Raw genomic sequence first — 18,746 nt, forward strand, 5'->3', positions numbered from 1 at the left:
TGCTTTAGGGCTGCTGGGCTTTGGCCAACCCGAGTTCGAAAATTGTTTCCTTCGGGTCGGCGTCATCCGAGCTCATCATGTGCTGCAGCACCAAACCCTTGCGGTTATCAATCGCGGTAATCAGCGCGGTGGTGCCGACGGTGGACCACCCAACCACAAAATCACCCGAATCCTCCACCACTCTCGAGCTTCTGAGCTCCGTCAGGTATTGAGTGGTCCGGGCGGCTTTGGCCTCGTTGGCGTAGAACATGAATTGGCCGACCTCCGGCCCGGAGCACTGCGTGGACTCATCAAATTTGATGTGCGAGCACTCGGTGAACTGCTCGAAGAGTGAGTCGGGGGCCAGGGAGCCATAGGTGCGGGCTGCTTCCGCGACGTCCTTCGTCGCAAAGGTGGTTTCGTTGGAGGGCTCCTTCGAAGACTCCTTGTCCTTGCTGTTCGCGGGTTTTTCTTTGTCGTCCGAGGGTCCAGACGAGGAGGACTTGCTGGATGCGCTGGTGGAGGTTTTCTCCGAGGAGCTCGTCGGCTCTGAGGACTCCGCTGGTGTGCTCTGCTTGGTGGTGGAGCTTCCCGAAGGCGACTGCGTTGTCGTGTCTTTAGGGGCTTGGTTGTCTGAACCACAAGACACCAATGACGTCGCGAGGCAGACGCATACACCAACAGTCACTGTGCCGCGGCGAAAGCGCCCGGCCTTCGTGCCGGCCGGGGCTTTGTTGAACGACCAAGAGTGCGTCATCGTGGGCACCTACATATCCTCCGGGCTAGCAAGCAACGTGTGCGACAAAACCTTGATTACACCCGGGGCTACCCCGGGGCCGCCTTTAAGCTCGATGTTGTCCTCTGCGAAGGGGCCGGCTGCTGCGAGCTCTTCCTCCGTCGGGCGAAGCTGTAGCAACGTCAGCTGCTCCTGGGAGCGCAGCACCCCGGAGAAGATGCGCGCAGGCCGGCGCTCATCAGCAATCCCCGCGGCGTCATCACTGTCGTCGGCAGAGGAATCAAGGAATTCGATTTCCTGCGCCAAAATCACGCCGGCCACTTCCTCCGGCCAGGCAATACGCGCAAGGTAATCGCCAAGTTCATCGGAACCGGGGCGAATGTGCTCAGGGATTGCCTCCTGGATGATCAGCGATAGGGGGGAGACATCCGCGTCATCGCCGAACATTTCACCCGTTGCCTGCATCAAAATGCGAGCGGGGACCAGTGCGAACAACACAGGACGGTTGTCCCACCCCTCGGCATGCACAAATTCAACAGCCTCGAGCATTGCGCGGTTGAGTGCCTGCGCAGACAGCTCGACGGGTTGGAAAAGCTCGGGCGATGAGCCTAGAAACTCGTTGACTTCGTCCGACATGTATGACTCCTGCACAATCGACAATTACGCCCAACATTTTCTTTACAGCGACGAGCGCTCGCGGTGAGACAGATATCGCTAGAGTGGATCCTACCGTTTAAGCAACGCGCAGCAACATAAAGAAAAAGGAGCTGAAGTTGTCCTTCAGTCTGTCTCGCCCCAATGCTCAAACGAGCAGGCGGGTGAAAATAGTTTCGACCCTGGCAGCAGTGGTCGCGCTACTCACAGTCATTGCCCCCACCATCGTAGACCTTTATGCCCGATGGGAATGGTTCCGCGAAGTCGACTACACCTCGGTGTTTAGCACCATGTGGGTCAGCCGCATCGTGCTGTTTTTGGTCGCTGGCCTCACCGGCGGTCTTGGTGCTTACCTGGCGGCGGCGTTGGCTTTTCGCTTCCGCCCATCTCGAGGCTTTGCCGATAGCGGCGATTCCGTCGGAATTGAAGACCTGTTCGGCAAGGGCGGCTTGGGCAGCCTCGAAGGACTCACTGTCCCAGATGATTTCGGCGCCACCACCGGTGGTGCTGAAAGCCCTCTAGTTATCTACCAGGAAGCCATCGCGCAGGGCCTTCGCAAGGTGATGCGCGCGGTGGTTGTTGTTTTCGCTGTGTTCGTAGGCTTCATGGGGGAAACCCAGTGGCGCACAGTGTTGATGTATTTCCACGGCGATGATTTCGGCCGCGTTGATCCGCAATTTTCGAAGGACATGGGCTTCTACGCCTTCCAGCTGCCGTTCATTCAAATGTTGCTGAGCATGGCGTCGCTGATCCTGTTCGTGATGGTTGTGATCAGCGTGATCTTCCACTACATACTCGGTGGCATTCGCCCCGGGGAGCAGCTGGCTGGCGGCAAGATGAGCGTTACCCGTGCCGCGCGTGTGCAGCTAGCAACGTTCGCAGGTTTGTGGATGATTGTGCGTGCAGCCAGCTACTGGTTTGATCGCTACAATCTGCTGTCTGCTCACAACGGCATGTTTGACGGCGGTAGCTACACCGACATCAATGCGGTTTTGCCGGCGAATATGCTGCTCACGATTATCGCGTGTGTTGTCGCGGCGGCCTTTTTTAGTGCGATTGTTTTGAACGATCTCCGTATTCCTGCCGTCGCGACCGTACTGATGCTGCTGTCTGCTTTTGTTATCGGTGGTGCGTGGCCGGGTTTGGTTGAGAAATTCGAGGTGTCTCCGAACCGTCAAGAAAAAGAGTCCGAATACATTGGTAGAAACATTGAGGCCACTCGGTGGGCTTACGGCCTGACTGATGACAACGTCACCTACGAGCGGGATTGGGGTGACAAGGGGGCCAGCGCTGAGGCTGTGGCTAGTGACGCCGCCACCTTGGGAAACATTCGTCTGTTGGATCCTGAAATCCTGTCGGCGACTTTCACTCAGCAGCAACAGCTGAAGAACTTCTACGGCTTCCCCAAGACTCTCAATGTTGACCGCTACACGGTGGACGGCCAGCTGCGGGATTATGTGGTGGCAGCGCGCGAGATTAACGCAAATGATCTGCGTGACAACCAGAAGGACTGGATCAACCGCCACACTGTCTACACCCATGGCAATGGCTTTATTGCTGCCCCTGCTAACCGTGTTGATGAAGCAGTGCTGGATGCTGGTTCCACCCGTGGTGGATACCCGATTTACCAGGTAAGTGACCTCAATGGTGTTGGCGAGGGGGCTAAAGAGATGGGCCTGGAGCTCGAGCAGCCCCGTATTTACTACGGTCCGGTAATCGCCGATGTTCCCTCGCAGCAGGATTACGCCATCGTTGGTGTGTCCAATGGGCCTGTGGAATACGACACAGAGTTTTCCAACTACACCTATGAGGGGAAGGGTGGTGTGCCGATCGGCAACATCTTCAAGCGCGCCCTGTTTGCCGCGAAGTATGGCGAGTTGAAGCTGATCCTTTCCGACCGTATTGATGGTTCCTCGAAGATCATTTTCGACCGCGATCCCCGCAGCCGTGTTGAGGCTGTGGCCCCTTGGCTGACGACGGATTCGGCAACGTACCCGGCTGTGGTTGATGGCCGGATCAAGTGGATCGTGGACGGCTACACCACCTTGTCTAACTTGCCTTATTCGCAGCGCACAAGCCTGAAGGAAAGCACGCGGGACAGCCTCAATCCCACGGGTAATCTTCAGACCAACGTGAATTCTGATTTGGGCTACATCCGTAACTCTGTGAAGGCGACTGTGGACGCCTATGACGGCACGGTTGAGCTGTATGAATTCGATGACAAGGACCCGGTTCTTAAAGCTTGGGAGGGCGTGTTCCCCAATACCGTGAAACCCAAGTCTGATATTCCGGATCAGCTGCGGGATCACCTGCGCTACCCGGAGGACATGTTCAAGGTTCAGCGCGATCTGATTACGAAGTATCACGTGGATGATCCTCGGGTGTTCTTCACATCGGATGCGTTCTGGTCGGTTGTCAAGGACCCGAACTCTACGACCAAGATCGATGCTGAGCATGAGTCGGACGCGAAACCCAACCAGCCGCCGTACTACGTTGTTGCTGCGGATCCCAAGACGGGTAAGCCCAGTTACCAGGTGATTTCCCCTCTGCGTGGGTTGAGCCGTGAGTTCTTGGCCGCGCACATGTCGGTGTCGAGCGACCCGGATAACTATGGTCACATCACCATGCGGGTGTTGAGCACCAAGAGCACCACACCCGGACCCGCCCAGGCGCAGGACACCATGATGTCTTCGGACCAGATTGCGCGTGACCGCTCCTTGTGGGAGAACTCGGTGACGTTGAAGAACGGCAATTTGCTGACCTTGCCTGTGGGTGGCGGTGAGATCCTGTACGTGGAGCCTTTGTACTCGGAGCGTAAGGACCAGAATTCGGCTTTCCCGAAGTTGCTCCGTGTATTGGTGTCTTACAACGGCAAGGTGGGTTACGCCCCCACCATCGCTGAGGCCTTGGCACAGGTCGGTATCGACCCGCGTGAAACATCGGATCTTGATGAGGCCGTCGCTACGGGTGGAGCTGAAGAAGTCGCCAAGGTTTCGGATGCGATTAAGGCAGACGGGGAGCCTGCAGACGCCTCTAAGGGTGATGACGCCGCGGGTGTGAAGAACGTAGGTGGCTTGCCGGTTGCTACGGGCGATGCCGCGAAGGCTTTGGATGCAGTCAACAAGGCTTTGGCTGATTTGGATGCGGCGAAGGGTAAGTCGTTTGAAGAATATGGCAAGGCCTTGGATGCACTGGATCGCGCAGTGAAGGAATATCAGCGTTATCAGTAGCGCTCCTGCTACACGAACGTAAGTTTTGCAGTACATGTGCTACCACCGCATGGGGGTAGCACATGTTCTTTTTTTATCGGCGTACCCCGCGTGAGCTGCGCACTGTTTTCGTCCACTGGGGTTGCCTACGGTGATCCCGTGGCTGCGCTAGATGATCCTGTGGTGTCGGACGTGGCCGATGCAGTTGACACTGCCGATGCAACTGGCACGGCTGACGCAGTGGACGCTGCGGACGTGGATGGTGCTGACGAACTCCGGTCACCACGATCAGTCTGAAGGTACCGGATCATCGCCCGGACCTTGTGCAACGAGACTTCCGTGCACAAGCACCAAGCGACTTCACGAAGCATTGGACTACGCCACCCCACAAGAAGTAGAAACCGAGTATTATCTCACCCAGCCCATCAACACAGGGCTGTAAAAGAAGCGGAACTAAACCCAGGACGCTTCATAGCTTCCCAGAGAAAACACAGACGAAACACTGTGTTTTACACATAATCACTTAATGTATTGCCAGATTCGGTTCCTAAAATTAGGAAGTCGTTTTGATTAAAACGTTTATAGGGAGTACCTACTTTCCAAATAGCACCTCCCGATAAGTTGTAGTAAAGGAGAAATCTGGGGTGAATAAACCTTCACGAATTGTGGGGCTTGACATAGCGCGCTCACTCGCCATCATCGGCATGATCATTATCCATATGGCCTCACTACTTTGGAGTACAAAGGTTGTGCTCTCCGGCCTGCCTTCGTCATTGTTCGCCATTATTGCCGGTGCCACCATGATGATTATCGGCCGAAATTACAGCAGCACCACTTTCTTGCGCCTCATCACTCGCGGCGCTCTGATTATTCTCATCGGCCTGGCCTTGTTGCCGGTCGGTGGAGAAATTCAAGTAGTCCTCGCTGTCATGGGTCTGGTAATGATGTTGGTTTCCTGGATGCCAGCACTCGGAACATGGTGGCGAGTCGGCTTCTTCATCGCCGCAACTATCACCGCAACAATTAAGTACGCGCCCATGACGCTGCCACAGATTTATCCGCTACTGGCGTGGATCGCATATTTCATCGGCGGCATGCTGCTTTACGACGTCTACCTTCGCGGTCGTCTGCAAGACACTTCCGGCTCCGAGACCAGCGCTAATACTCGGTTGAGTTGGATTGTTACCGCTGTCAGCGTTGTCATCACAGCCGTCGGCATGTACTTCCGATTTGATCCCGAGATTGCTGGCTGGCTCCGATTTACCGGACATACCGGTGTCTTCGGCGAAATCATTCTCTCCGTCGCCGTTGCCGCTATTGTGCTGCATTTGTGTCTGTTCGTAGGCGACCGCTTCCCGACCGCGGTTTACCCATTCGCGGCCATGGGAACAATGTCGCTGACCATTTACGTCCTGCACGTTCTCACCGCGTTTTATTGGCAGCAGAATGTGGCTTTGCATTCCACGTTGTCCGCAGCAGGATTCATCGTATTCTTCCTCGTCATCGCAAGTCTTTGGAAGAAGTTTGTGGGACAGGGTCCGGCTGAAAAGCTCGTTGCCACCGCGATCAAGGCCATTGTTCCTTCTGGGAAAGGGAAATAACCGTGAAGAAAGCATCTTTTTCCATCACAGCACTTGTTAGCAGCATCCTGCTTCTATCTGCCGCCCCGGCTCTTGCATTGGAAAATGGCGAACCCGCACCTGCAAATGTTGAAAGCGGTTCTGTGACCGCGCTAAAGATTGGCAAAGTCGGCACTTTTGGTGACTGCACTGGAACGCTTGTTGCAGATCAGTGGGTGCTCACAGCACGCCACTGCCTGGAGTCTGTGAACAACGAAGGAACCCAGGCCCGCATCGGCGGGAAGGTTTACGATGCCGATTCTTGGGCACTGTCTCCAGTGTCCGATGCAGGATTACTTCACTTGACCGAGAAGGTCACTGACGCAACCCCGGCGAAGGTTTCCCGCGATATCCCGGCACCTGGGCAGACGGGAACTCTTTACGGTTGGAGCAGCAGCTCGTCGATGGCTCGATCCGGGCAGCTTCCGATGGCCAAGATGGTCGTCAATGAGCTGCTGGGCGGAGGTCTCGATGAAGGAAATCCAGGTGAGGTTGCGCCTGGTGAAGCTACTCCAGGTGAGGCTGTTCCGGGTGAATCCCAATCCGTGTTCATCCCCGGGGGAATGGAAAGCATCCCAGCCGACGCTGCCATGATGCCGATGATCGAAAGCGCCATCCTGGATGCACATTCGGTCTCCGGTGCAGGTATGCAGGGCGGCGACTCTGGCGGACCATTCTTCGTCGATGGAAAGCTTGCCGGGCTTGCTACCGCCGGAACTTCCAATGGCGATCCTGACCTGCCCTCCCCCAGCGCGGCAATCACTACCCTCGCAGGCACCGCCGACTGGATTGACGGTGTCACCTCTGGTCGCGACACAGAAAGCGTCCTAACCGCAGAGAACACTCCTGCTCCACCAAAGACCATTCAGACCAGCGCCGATCACATGTGGGGTTACCTCGCCATCGCGTGTGTTGGCCTGGTTGTCGCAGCAGCCTGGTCGCGCATTAGGAATGGCCGACAGTAGAACCGTCTAACCTCAACCACTACATCTTGCGGTGCCTAATCCACTCCGGACAACTACAGGACAAAATCAACGCACTCTAAAACCGGAAGGGCCAGCAAAGCTGGGTCGACAAACCATAAGTTAGTGAGCACGGCAAAGAGAACAACGAAACGACAGCAAGCACGAGAGCTAGCAATGATGGCGCTTGCAGAACGACTGGCAAATCAGGAAAAAGTTAAAGCCGCCACCCAGCGCGCGTTCCTCGCACAAACCGAGCTCGAAGCCGTGCGCGCCCGATTCGCAGCCGCTCTTCAGGAGCTCGACCAGCTCGGCGAAGCACACACCTGGCTGCGTGAGTCCTTCGGTCTCACGGCCTCCGAACTTCGCCAGCTGCTCGCCCTCGACACTGACAGCATCCACGACGAGGACGACGCCGAAGACCAGCTCGACGGCGACGAGGACACCACCACCTCCGACACCAACGAGAACGCGGAAGGGGAGGGCAACCGAGACGACCAGGAGCTCGACGGCGAAAATTCTCCCGCCCTCGACAACGACGAGCGACGCGATAAGCACGACAAGAACTAGGCAGGCACAACTTCCCCCTGAACCACCGCCCACCCGTGGCCGCCTCGCAGCTGTGCGAGGCGGCCACCTTTTATTCAACCGCCGCTAACAAGCCGATCAGACACCCGCGTACCGGTATGGTGAGAACATGATTTCCTCGACCCCCATCAGACTTGACCGCAACGAAATCAAGCACAATCTCGACGAATTCAGAGTGCATTGGCGGCAACGTCTGGATACCTGGAAAGAACACAATGAAGGGGCGATCGAGAAGAAATACGCTCAATCATTCTGGGCAGACTTTCTCGCCTGCTTCGGCATCTCAGCAACACGCATGGATCTGTTCGAACAAGATGCCCGCCGTGGTTCCACGGGCAACACCGGCTACATTGACCTCTTCTGGCCATCCGTCGTAATTGGTGAAGCCAAGTCTCCCGGGGTGAACCTAGACGAAGCTGTCGGCCAGGCGCGCGACTACCTCCAAGGCGGCTCCGTATCCGCCACCGAGCAACCCCGGTACATCCTCGCCAGCGACTTCGAAAACTTTCGTCTTCTGCGACTAGGCTCCCCAGACCAACGATTCGACGTCACTTTCGGCTTAGGTGAAGTCGCGGACAACGTCGATCTACTCCGCTTCTTAGCCGGTTACGACGACTCCATGAGTCGCGAAGAAGAAGCAGCCTCGCTAAAAGCCTCCAAAGTTATGGCCAACCTTTTTACAGCTATGGCAGGCGACGAGGTGGACGGGGGCGTAGCCGATGAGGCCCCAATCAATCCCGAAGATGAGGACGAAGAAGTACAGCGCACCTCTGTGTTCCTGACGCGCCTACTGTTCCTCCTATTCGGTGACGATGCAGGACTGTGGGAACAGGATCTCTTTTACCGCTTCGTACTCGACCACACTACAAGCGAAAACCTAGGCAGCCAGATCGACGCACTGTTCGATGTTCTCAACACCCCCGAGAACAAACGCAGGCATGTTCCCGACTCGATGGCCGCGTTCCCATACGTCAATGGTTCGCTGTTCGACAGGGCAGGTGAAACACGCACGACAACATTCTTTAGCCCCGAGATGCGCCACGCCCTAATAGATGCGTGCCGCTTCCGGTGGACGGACATTTCTCCAGCTATCTTCGGCAGCCTTTTCCAACTCGTTAAGTCGAAAGAAGCACGTAGAAGCGATGGCGAACATTACACCTCCGAGGCAAACATCATGAAGACTCTAGGCCCGCTGTTCCTGGACGAGATCCGCGCCGAAGCAGACCAGTTGATTGCTAGAACAACCGGCAGTAGGAAGAAACTGAGAAGATCGGGAAGTGGCACACTGCTATTGGTTCTGAAGAAGTTGATGATCTTGTCTCGCAGGTGATCATCGCCCGCATGTCGAAGCCCGACGCTCTTGAAGTGCTGCGTAGTGCTCTGACCCCCGAAGACGACACGCTCAGTGAGCGTATGCAGTCTCTCTTCCAGGATCGCACTGCCTTGCTGGCTCGCCGCGAGGCGCTAGAAGAGTCCGTCATCGATGGTGAGCTTGACACGTCAACATTCGCTCGTGTTGAGAAAAAGATCGCCTCGCAGCTTGCCAAGATCGACGAGGAACTTCAGAAAATCACTGAAACACTCGGCGCTGATCCGTTGGCCACTGAATTGACGGAGGATGTCATCTTTGCTGAATGGTGGGAGAGTGCCAGTGTTGAAGACAGGAGACGCCTCACTCGCTTACTCATGGAGATTCATATTCTCCCCGGCAAGCAAGGTGCTAGAAAATTCGACCCGAACCGCGTCAAAATCACATGGAAAACCTAACCCCATAGTGTGTCACAAACGTTAATTGTTGAGTTATGATACAGACAACATTTTGATTAACGTTTGTGACACACTCGCACCTGCACTTTTGGGCTTCCCATCCCTGTGTCCCGCGAATGTGTCACAACCGACCGATATTGAACAAAGGAACTAGCCCGTGAACAAACAGGAACTCGCCTCCCGTATCTGGGAGTCGGCCAACAATATGCGCTCCAAGATTGAGGCCAATGAGTACAAGGATTACATCCTTGGCTTCATCTTCTATAAGTTCCTCTCCGACCAGGTCGAGCAGTTCCTGCTGCGCAACGATGCGGAGCCGGAGGACCTGCCTGACGCTCTGGTTGAGACGGACACCGACACTGTATCCCTGGTGCGCAACAACTTGGGCTACTTCCTCACCTACGAGAACCTATACTCCACGTGGCGGGACATGGGCAACGATTTCTCCATCGCGCACGTGCGTGAAGGGCTAGCCACGTTCAAGCGCAACATTGCTCCAGAGCGCAAGCATGTCTTCGAAGACATCTTCAACACCCTTGAGACCGGCCTGTCGAAGCTGGGCACCACCGATACTGCACGAACCGCTGCCATCAAAAAGCTACTGGAGCTTATCGATGACATCCCCACCGACGGCAAGCAGGGCTATGACGTGCTCGGCTACATTTACGAGTACCTCATCGAGAAGTTCGCGGCCAACGCAGGTAAGAAGGCAGGCGAGTTCTACACGCCTCATGAAGTGTCGCTCATCATGAGCAACATCGTCGCCGACCACCTCAAGGGCCGCGAGGAGATTCAAATCTATGACCCGACCTCTGGCTCTGGCTCCCTGCTACTCAATATCGGCCAGGCCGTTGCCAAGCGCATGGGCGACCCAAGCCGCATCAAGTATTTTGCCCAGGAGCTGCGCGAGAACACGTACAACCTCACGCGAATGAATCTGGTCATGCGTGGCGTGAAGGCTGACAATATTGTCGCTCGCAACGGTGACAGCCTGGCTCATGACTGGCCAATGTTCGACGAGTCCGACCCGGTGCAGACCTACCAGCCGTTGTACGTGGACGCGGTTGTCTCAAACCCGCCGTATTCCCAGAAGTGGGAGCCGGAAGGTAACGAGGCTGACCCGCGCTTCTCACGGTTTGGTCTGGCGCCCAAGACCAAGGCTGACTACGCCTTCCTGCTGCATGAGCTGTTCCACGTCAAGCCCGACGGTATTCTCACCATCGTCTTGCCGCACGGCGTATTGTTCCGTGGTGGCTCTGAGGCGGAGATTCGACGCAACCTCATCGAGGCCAACCACATCGATGCCGTCATCGGCCTGCCCTCCAACATCTTCTACGGCACAGGAATTGCCACCATCATCCTGGTGCTCAAGCAGGATCGTGACCGTGACGACGTGCTGTTCATCGATGCCTCCCAAGGCTTCGTTAAGCAGGGCAAGTACAACCACCTGCGTGCCCGTGACATCCAACGAATCGTTGACACCGTGCACAACCGCGAGGACGTGCCACACTTCGCCAAGGTCGTGACCCGCGACGAGATTCGCGCCAATGACCACAACCTCAACATCCCACGCTACGTGTCTGCCACTCTGCCGCCGGAGGCTGTCGACCTGTACGCCACCATGCATGGCGGTATTCCAGTGTCGGAGATTGACACCCTGGAGCACTACTGGACTGCGCTGCCGGGACTGCGTGAGGCACTATTCACCGAGCACGCCAACGGCTACGCGGAGCTGAACACCACTAACCTCCGTGAGGCTGTCGATCAGCACCCTGCAGCTCAGGCACTGCGCGACCAGGTCAATGCAGCACTATCTGACCTGCCAGAGAAGCTGCACGCGCTGCTTGTGGACAGCTCCGCCACCGTGCCACTCAACACCACAGAAGACCAGCTCAAGACTGACCTATTCGACCGACTCGACCCTGTACCGCTGGTTGATGCCTACGAGGGCTACCAGGTTCTCCACGACAGCTGGATCAACACTGCTGCTGACCTAGAGGTCATCCAGACCGAAGGCCTAGATGCCGTGCGCGTCAACGACCCTGTCATGGAGATGAAGACCCGCAAGGGCAAGAAGGAAGAAGTCCAGGTCGGCTGGGAGGGCCGTATCGCCCCCAATGAGTTGGTGCAGGAACTCTACCTACCGCAGCTCAAAGACCAAGTAACCCAGCTGAGCCGTGAACTAGACACAGCAGTATCAGAGCTGACGCAGCTCATCGAAGGCTTAAGTGAAGACGACAAGACCGACCTGGCCGAGGTACTCAACGAGAAGCAGGATGCTTTCGCTACTGCTGCACTGAAGAAGGCCATTAAGGAGCTACCGAAACTACCTAAGGGTCAGGCCTGGCCAGAGGGCAGTGTTGAGGCCGTCATGCTTAGTGCCAAGGCGCTCATCGAACAGCGTGACACACTCAAGAAGGACCTTAAGGCTGCAGAGCAGCAGCTTGAGGCAGACACCTACGCCACCATCGAAGCGCTCACCGACGCGCAGGTAGACGAGGTGCTCACCGCCAAGTGGATCACTGCACTCATGGATGACCTGCGGGACATCCCTGGTCACGTGCTTGCAGGTCTTGCAGCCCGCGTCCAGGCGCTGCACGACAAGTACGCGGTAGCGCTCACGGACCTCGACGTGCAGATTCGCGAGACGGAACAGGAACTCGCTAGCCTGCTCAGTGGCCTCACCGGTAACACCGCCGATATGCAGGCTGTCGCTGCACTGCAGGCCGTGCTGGGCGGTGGTCGTGATGTCTAAGCAGAATGTACCTGCACTGCGGCTGGAGGGCTTCAGCGGTGAGTGGGAAGACTGCACCTTGGGTGAACATTCCCATGTCACCACTGGCAGTAGCGACGTTCAAGACGCCGACCCCGATGGTCTTTACCCCTTCTTCGTGCGCTCTCAGCACGTCGAGAGGAGTAACAAGTATCTGTTTGACGGTGAAGCGATCCTCATCCCTGGTGAGGGACGCCTCGGGGAGATTTTCCACTACTACATTGGGAAGTTTGACTTCCATCAGCGCGTATATCGAATCTCCGATTTCGAGGACATTGATGGTAAGTACGTCTATTGGGCAATGCAGCATTCGTTCAAGGACCACGCAATGCAAAACACCGTGAAAGCTACGGTCGATTCGCTTCGTCAGCCCACTATCACTGGTTTCATTTTCCAGAAACCACCCACCCTCGAAGAACAGCAGGCCATCGGCGCAATCTTCACCAATCTCGACGCGGCCATCAACCAGCACATGCTCAAGCACAAGGCGCTGCAGCAGTCCAAGACGGCGCTCATGCAGCGGATGTTCCCGCAGGAGGGACAGACAGTGCCCGAGCTGCGGCTGGAGGGCTTCAGCGGTGAGTGGGGCAGTGCACCCCTTCAGCAACTGGCGTCACTATTCACTGACGGAGATTGGATCGAATCGAAGGACCAAAGCACCGAAGGTATCCGACTCCTGCAAACCGGCAATGTCGGTATCGGCACTTTTGTCCAGAAATCTGCGACCCAAAAATGGATCTCCGAAGAAACCTTCAAACGCTTGCGGTGCCAGGAAGTACTACCCGGAGATATTCTAATTTCTCGACTCCCAGACCCGGCAGGACGAGCATGTATTGTCCCAATGATGCCGTACCGCCTGATTACTGCTGTCGACTGCACAATTGTGCGGTTGTCTGAGGAAAACGATGCCGACTACCTTGTCGCTTACCTTGGTAACCCGTCATATTTCGAGCACATCGACACACTGTTGGCCGGTGGCACACGTCAGCGAGTAAGCCGTAGTCAGCTGGCGGCCATCGAAGTCCCGGTCCCACCCACCCTCGAAGAGCAACAGGCCATCGGCGCAGTGTTCACTAACCTCGACCAGCTCATTGCCGCCGAGGCTCAGTACATTGCGTCCCTCAAGCAAGCCAAGACGGCGCTGCTGCAACGGATGTTCATCTAAGGAGCTGTCATGACCACACCATTTCGCTGCGAGGCTGAGTTCGAGACGGCAGTCATTGACCTGCTCACCCGCCACGGCTGGAGCGATGAGCTGCTGCGCCATCCAACCGAGCAACAGCTCATCGACAACTGGGCCAACATTCTCTACGCCAACAACCGGGGCCGTGACCTGCTGGGCGACGTGCCACTCACCGAGGGGGAGATGGCGCAAATCATTGAGCAAATCAACGTGCTGCGCACGCCGCTGGCTCTCAACGAGTTCATCAACGGTCGCACAGTCACCATCACCCGTGATGCGCCTCAGGCCCACAACTTCGGCGTGGAGGTCAGCCTGAAAATCTACGACCGCCTGGAGATTGCCGGTGGCCAGTCGCGCTACCAGATTGCCGTCCAGCCTCGTTTCAAGACCGCTGATGAGCTGCTGCCGAAACGACGCGGCGATCTCATGCTGCTCATCAACGGTATGCCGGTCTTCCACATCGAGTTGAAGCGCTCAGGCGTGCCTGTCTCGCAAGGCGCCAACCAGGTAGCCAAGTACGCCCACGAGGGCGTCTACCAGGGCATCTTCTCTCTGGTGCAAATCTTTGTGGCGATGACCCCGGAGGAAACACTCTACTTCGCCAACCCAGGGTCAGCTAAGTTCAACCCGGACTACTTCTTCCACTGGGCGGACTTCAACAACGAGCCAGTCAACCAGTGGGGCGATGTGGCACGAGCACTGCTGTCTATTCCGATGGCGCACCAGCTCATTGGCTTCTACACGGTCGCTGACCGGGCCTCCGGCAACCTGCTGGCGATGCGCTCCTACCAGTACTACGCAGCCTCACGTATCGCTGACCGTGTGGACCGTCACGACTGGGACAGCGGCGACCAACTCGGCGGTTATGTCTGGCACACCACCGGCTCTGGCAAGACGATTACCAGCTTCAAGACCGCGCAGCTTATCGCAGACTCCCACAACGCCGACAAGGTAGTGTTCCTCCTTGACCGTGTGGAGCTGGGCACGCAGTCGTTGGAGAACTACGAAAGCTACGGTGGCGACAGCATCGCCGTGGAAGATACTTCCAGTGCTGCCACGTTGATAACGCTGCTCAAGAACAAGCACTCCACCCTCATCGTGACCTCCCTGCACAAGATGAGCAGGGTTAATGCTGATTCCGTCAAGAAAGCCGACCTGGACATCATCCGCTCCAAGCGTGTGGTGTTCATCGTCGATGAGGCACACCGCACCACCTTTGGTGACATGCTCGCCACCATTAAGCGCACTTTGCCGAACGCGCTGTTCTTTGGGTTCACCGGCACGCCCATCCACGACGAGAACCAGAAGAAGCACTCCACCACGACCACGTTGTTTGGCAATGAGCTGCACCGCTACTCAATTGCCGACGGTATTCGCGACGGTAACGTCCTCGGCTTCGACCCGGAGATGGTGGAAACCTTCCGGGCGCATGACGTGCGCACTGTGGTTGCTCTCCAGGAGGCCAAGGCTAAGTCCGTGAACGAGGCTCTGGCGGACCCCAAGAAGGCGGCTGTCTACTACAAGTTTATGGACAAGGACCAGGTCCCGATGGCCTCGGTGTACGAGACAGACACCGACAGTGGTACCAAGCGTGTCGCCAAGGGTATCGAAGACTACCTGCCTATCACTCAGTACCGTCACGACAACCACCGCCAGGCGGTTGCCAGCGACATCAACAAGCACTGGGCACAGTTGAGTCGGGGCAGTATGTTCCATGCCATCCTGGCGACCTCCAGCATCCCTGAAGCAGTGGAGTACTACCGCATCTTCAAGGCGCAGTACCCGCACATTAAGGTCACGGCGCTGTTTGACCCTAATATCGACAACACTGGTGACAGCCAGCTGTTCAAGGAAGACGGTCTGCTGGAGATTCTGCGCGACTACAACGCCGCCTATGGCCAGCACTTCACCATGCCGACTCACGATGAGTTTAAGAAGGATGTTTCCAAGCGCCTGGCCCACAAGGCGCCCTACAACACCAAGGCCTTCCTCGATGATCGTAGCCAGCACATCGACCTACTCATCGTGGTGGATCAGATGCTCACCGGCTTCGACTCCAAGTGGCTGAACACCCTCTACATGGACAAGGTTATCGAATATGAGTCCATTATCCAGGCCTTTTCACGTACCAACCGCATCTTCGGCCCGGAAAAGCCGTTCGGTTCCATCCGCTACTACCGCAAGCCACACACGATGAAGAACAACATCGACCGTGCGGTGAAGTTGTATTCAGGTGACAAGCCCTTCGGCCTGTTCGTGGACCACCTCGACGAGCACCTTAAGGCCATCAACGAATGTTTTGACATCATTACAGCCCTGTTCACTGACCCGGCGACCGGCCAGACTGACTTCTCGAAGCTACCCGATTCTGAGGCTGACCAGGGTGAGTTCGCCAAGACCTTCAATCGGATGTACCGCGAACTCCAGGCAGCACAGGTGCAGGGCTTTACCTGGGAGAAGGACACCTACTACTTCGATGCACTCCCTGAGCCTATCGTGGTAACGCTCACCGAGGACGTCTTCACCACATTGCTCACCCGTTACAAGGAACTTGGCAAAGAGGGAGGCGATCCAACTGACCCGCCCGGTGGGACAGATGACGCGCCCTTCGATATTGACGTGCACATTACACACATCGACACCGACCGCATCGATGCCGAGTACCTCAACAGCAAGTTTGAGAAGTACCTCAAGGCACTCCAGGACGGCGTGGCAGAGCGCATGCTCGATGATCTGCTGGAGCAGCTACATGATAGTTTCGCCCGCCTGAGCCAAGACGACCAGCGCTACGCTAACCGTTGGCTGCATGATCTCCAGGCAGGCGACGTGGCCCTGCAACCGGGCAAGACAGTGCAGGACTACATCAACGAGTACCGCATCACCGAGCGTGACCGGCAGCTGGCACGCCTTCATGAGCGACTGGGGCTGGATACGGGACTATTGCGCCGAATACTCGACAGCCGTGTTACGGCAGCAACCATCAACGAGTACGGGCGTTTCGATGACCTCAAGGCATCCATTGACCTCGACTTGGCTACCGCCTACTTCACCGAGGTCACCGGCGCACCAGTGTCGAAGTTCAAGGTTCGTGCGATGCTGGACAAGCTCCTGCGCACCTACATCATCGATGGCGTGCTGCCTGCTGACCTCACGGTAGCCGAGGAAGAGCTGGCAGGTGAGTAAGCATGTTGATCGGCTATTGTCGTGTGTCCACGGCCCGCCAAACTGAGTCTTTCGACACTCAGCGTGACGCCCTCGTCGATGCAGGCTGCGACCCGAACCGCATTTACCAGGACGTGATCTCTGGCACTAAGTGGTCGCGGCCAGGCCTTGATGATGCCTTGAACTACATGCGTCCCAATGACACCCTCGTCGTGACCAGGCTTGATCGTCTTGGCCGTAGTCTCGTCGAAGTCGTCACCACTATCGCTGATCTGGCGGAGCGCGACATCAATGTGCGCGTCCTGGAGCCAGCGCTAGACACTGGCCGACCTGCAGACAAGGTCATCATCAACGTGATGGCGGCCCTGGCTGAGTGGGAGCGTGATCTCCTGATCCAACGCACCAAGGAGGGTGTGGCGCACGCACGGGCCAACGGGCGCGTTGGCGGCCGGAAGCCGAAGTTGACCCCTGACCAGGAGTCCAAGGCCGTGAAGCTCGTCGAATCAGGCGACACGATCAGCTCAGTGGCTAAGGCTTTTGGGGTCTCACGTGCGACCATCTCCAGGGTGCTAAGGCGGCATAGGGGGGCGTCCTAATCTTCGCAGCATAGCCGCTTCGGACAGATGACTGAACCATCCGTCACTGTGTCGAAAGGCCCTGTCATGCCCAGCTCTACTTCGCTCGCGTCCCCTGCCCGTCTGATCGCCGAAATCCCCGCCATCCTGGGGTTTCACCCCGCCAATTCTGCAATCTTCCTACTCCTGCGTCAGGTAGAAACCAACACTATGTCCCTAGGTCCTGTGCTGCGAATGGATGCTGGTGATGCCGAATCTCTGCCTCAGATCACCAAGTGCATCAACTCCTTTGCCGCAGACATCGTGTTCGCGGTTGTCTCTTCCGAGAAATCCCATCACGCGTTCGTTTCTGACATCGTTCAGTCTGGCATCGACAACCTCGCCATCGTTTAGCACGTGCGCGGTGTCTCCGAAGATGAACCCTATACGGCTCTATGGACTGACCAGCACGACTTTTTGGCCCTATCTTTGCTGCTTGCTGGAGAATTCGGTTCGCTCACAGAACATTCTCATGGGATTCAGAAGCGCCGGGTAAAGCTGCAGTACATTGCGTCATTGTGGGATTTGACCGACTCTATAGTCCACGTCCACGACTTTGGGACTACACCGACATCAAGGGCGACCCCACTGAAATTTCGGTGGAACGGGCAATAAATGCATACCTTGTTGACGGCCCGAATGTTCTTGTCTCCAAACGGTCGGTTCCTCTCTCGGCTTCTCTGCCAGAAGTCAACTACGGATCGAAAGCATCTGATGGCGGGTACTTGATGGTGCGAGAATCTGAGTATGCGGGAGTTCTCAAGGATCCAATTGCAGCAAAATATGTCCGTCCTTACATCGGCTCCGACGAATTGATAAACGGAAAGGATCGATGGTGTCTTTGGCTGGTAGACGTTGAACCGAGAGATCTTTCCAAGTCTGCGTTATTGAGGGAGAGAATCGCCGGAGTTCGGGCCGAGAGGGCAAAGTCGAAGGCAAAAACGACACGCGAATATCCGCACCATCACCTATTCCGTCAGATTGGACTTATATCAGATCAGCCCATCGTTGGTTTGCCGGAGGTAAGCTCGTCAAACCGTCGATACCTGCCGGTTGCCGAGCTAGATCCAGGAGTCGTTATTTCGAACAAGGTGTATGGTGCTGTTGACCCGGATGGCTTTTTGTTTGCGGTTGCGTCTTCGTCAATGTTTATCACCTGGATGAAGACCGTCGGTGGGCGGTTGAAGTCGGATGTAAGTTTCTCAAGCACTATTACGTGGAATAATTTTGCCTTGCCCGAATTGGACCAACCAGTTCGCCAGCGAATTATTGACGCTGGCAAGAAAGTCTTGGCGGCGCGAGACCTGCATCCCGAACGCTCGCTTGCAGAGCACTATAATCCATTCGCAATGGACCCTGCGCTAATTAATGCACACGATGCCCTAGACAAGGAGGTCGACAAGGCAATGGGCGCGCGGCGTAAATTGACGACTGAGCGGCAACGGCAAGAACTGCTGTTCGAGAACTATGCTCGAATGACTCAAAACGCATAAGAGAGTG

General features: G+C 56.4%; 15 protein-coding genes and 1 pseudogene. 14 read left to right on the forward strand and 2 right to left on the reverse strand.

The annotated features are described in order from the left end of the window. Positions 1-4: 4 nt before the first annotated feature. Complete coding sequence (locus L1C91_RS05695) at positions 5-736, reverse strand: beta-N-acetylglucosaminidase (protein WP_234858396.1); 732 nt, start codon at positions 734-736, stop codon at positions 5-7. 9 nt (positions 737-745) lie between these two features. Then, positions 746-1,264: a PPA1309 family protein gene (locus L1C91_RS05700; protein WP_234858448.1), complete on the reverse strand. Its 519-nt coding sequence runs from the start codon at positions 1,262-1,264 to the stop codon at positions 746-748. 224 nt (positions 1,265-1,488) lie between these two features. Between L1C91_RS05700 and L1C91_RS05705 the strand changes: the two genes are divergently transcribed. The 14 genes and pseudogenes from L1C91_RS05705 (at position 1,489) to L1C91_RS05765 (ending at position 18,739) form a co-directional block, all read left to right on the forward strand. Further along, positions 1,489-4,599, forward strand: a complete 3,111-nt coding sequence (locus tag L1C91_RS05705) for a UPF0182 family protein (protein ID WP_419178713.1) — start codon at positions 1,489-1,491, stop codon at positions 4,597-4,599. A 138-nt stretch (positions 4,600-4,737) separates the two neighbouring features. Beyond that, complete coding sequence (locus tag L1C91_RS05710; RefSeq protein WP_234858450.1) at positions 4,738-4,875, forward strand: hypothetical protein; 138 nt, start codon at positions 4,738-4,740, stop codon at positions 4,873-4,875. Positions 4,876-5,222: 347 nt separating this feature from the next. Then, positions 5,223-6,179, forward strand: a complete 957-nt coding sequence (locus L1C91_RS05715) for a DUF418 domain-containing protein (protein ID WP_234858398.1) — start codon at positions 5,223-5,225, stop codon at positions 6,177-6,179. Between the two features lie 2 nt (positions 6,180-6,181). Next, a complete protein-coding gene (locus L1C91_RS05720) occupies positions 6,182-7,162 on the forward strand; it encodes a trypsin-like serine protease (RefSeq protein ID WP_234858399.1) in 981 nt (326 codons plus the stop codon). Between the two features lie 177 nt (positions 7,163-7,339). Then, positions 7,340-7,729 carry a hypothetical protein gene (locus L1C91_RS05725; RefSeq protein ID WP_234858400.1) on the forward strand — a complete coding sequence of 130 codons (390 nt, stop codon included), beginning with the start codon at positions 7,340-7,342 and terminating at the stop codon, positions 7,727-7,729. A 127-nt stretch (positions 7,730-7,856) separates the two neighbouring features. After that, the gene (locus L1C91_RS05730; RefSeq protein WP_234858401.1) at positions 7,857-9,077 is read left to right on the forward strand and encodes a type IIL restriction-modification enzyme MmeI; all 1,221 of its coding nucleotides are present in this window, start codon (positions 7,857-7,859) and stop codon (positions 9,075-9,077) included. Between the two features lie 11 nt (positions 9,078-9,088). Continuing rightward, the gene (locus L1C91_RS05735; RefSeq protein WP_144198470.1) at positions 9,089-9,514 is read left to right on the forward strand and encodes a hypothetical protein; all 426 of its coding nucleotides are present in this window, start codon (positions 9,089-9,091) and stop codon (positions 9,512-9,514) included. Between the two features lie 157 nt (positions 9,515-9,671). After that, positions 9,672-12,269 carry a type I restriction-modification system subunit M gene (locus L1C91_RS05740; protein WP_234858402.1) on the forward strand — a complete coding sequence of 866 codons (2,598 nt, stop codon included), beginning with the start codon at positions 9,672-9,674 and terminating at the stop codon, positions 12,267-12,269. Continuing rightward, positions 12,262-13,452 carry a restriction endonuclease subunit S gene (locus L1C91_RS05745; protein ID WP_234858403.1) on the forward strand — a complete coding sequence of 397 codons (1,191 nt, stop codon included), beginning with the start codon at positions 12,262-12,264 and terminating at the stop codon, positions 13,450-13,452. The genes L1C91_RS05740 and L1C91_RS05745 overlap by 8 nt, the downstream gene beginning before the upstream one ends. Positions 13,453-13,461: 9 nt before the next feature. Continuing rightward, positions 13,462-16,653: a type I restriction endonuclease subunit R gene (locus tag L1C91_RS05750; RefSeq protein ID WP_234858404.1), complete on the forward strand. Its 3,192-nt coding sequence runs from the start codon at positions 13,462-13,464 to the stop codon at positions 16,651-16,653. A gap of 2 nt (positions 16,654-16,655) precedes the next feature. Next, positions 16,656-17,228: a recombinase family protein gene (locus tag L1C91_RS05755; RefSeq protein ID WP_234858405.1), complete on the forward strand. Its 573-nt coding sequence runs from the start codon at positions 16,656-16,658 to the stop codon at positions 17,226-17,228. Between the two features lie 66 nt (positions 17,229-17,294). Further along, positions 17,295-17,600 carry a DUF4192 family protein gene (locus L1C91_RS05760; protein WP_234858406.1) on the forward strand — a complete coding sequence of 102 codons (306 nt, stop codon included), beginning with the start codon at positions 17,295-17,297 and terminating at the stop codon, positions 17,598-17,600. Positions 17,601-17,668: 68 nt separating this feature from the next. Then, positions 17,669-17,767, forward strand: a pseudogene (locus L1C91_RS09455) (DNA methyltransferase); the annotation flags it as partial. 78 nt (positions 17,768-17,845) lie between these two features. Then, a complete protein-coding gene (locus tag L1C91_RS05765; protein WP_328219589.1) occupies positions 17,846-18,739 on the forward strand; it encodes a type IIL restriction-modification enzyme MmeI in 894 nt (297 codons plus the stop codon). Positions 18,740-18,746 lie beyond the last annotated feature (7 nt).

The sequence above is a fragment of the Corynebacterium argentoratense genome (assembly GCF_021491455.1).
Taxonomy (GTDB): Bacteria; Actinomycetota; Actinomycetes; order Mycobacteriales; family Mycobacteriaceae; genus Corynebacterium; species Corynebacterium argentoratense_A.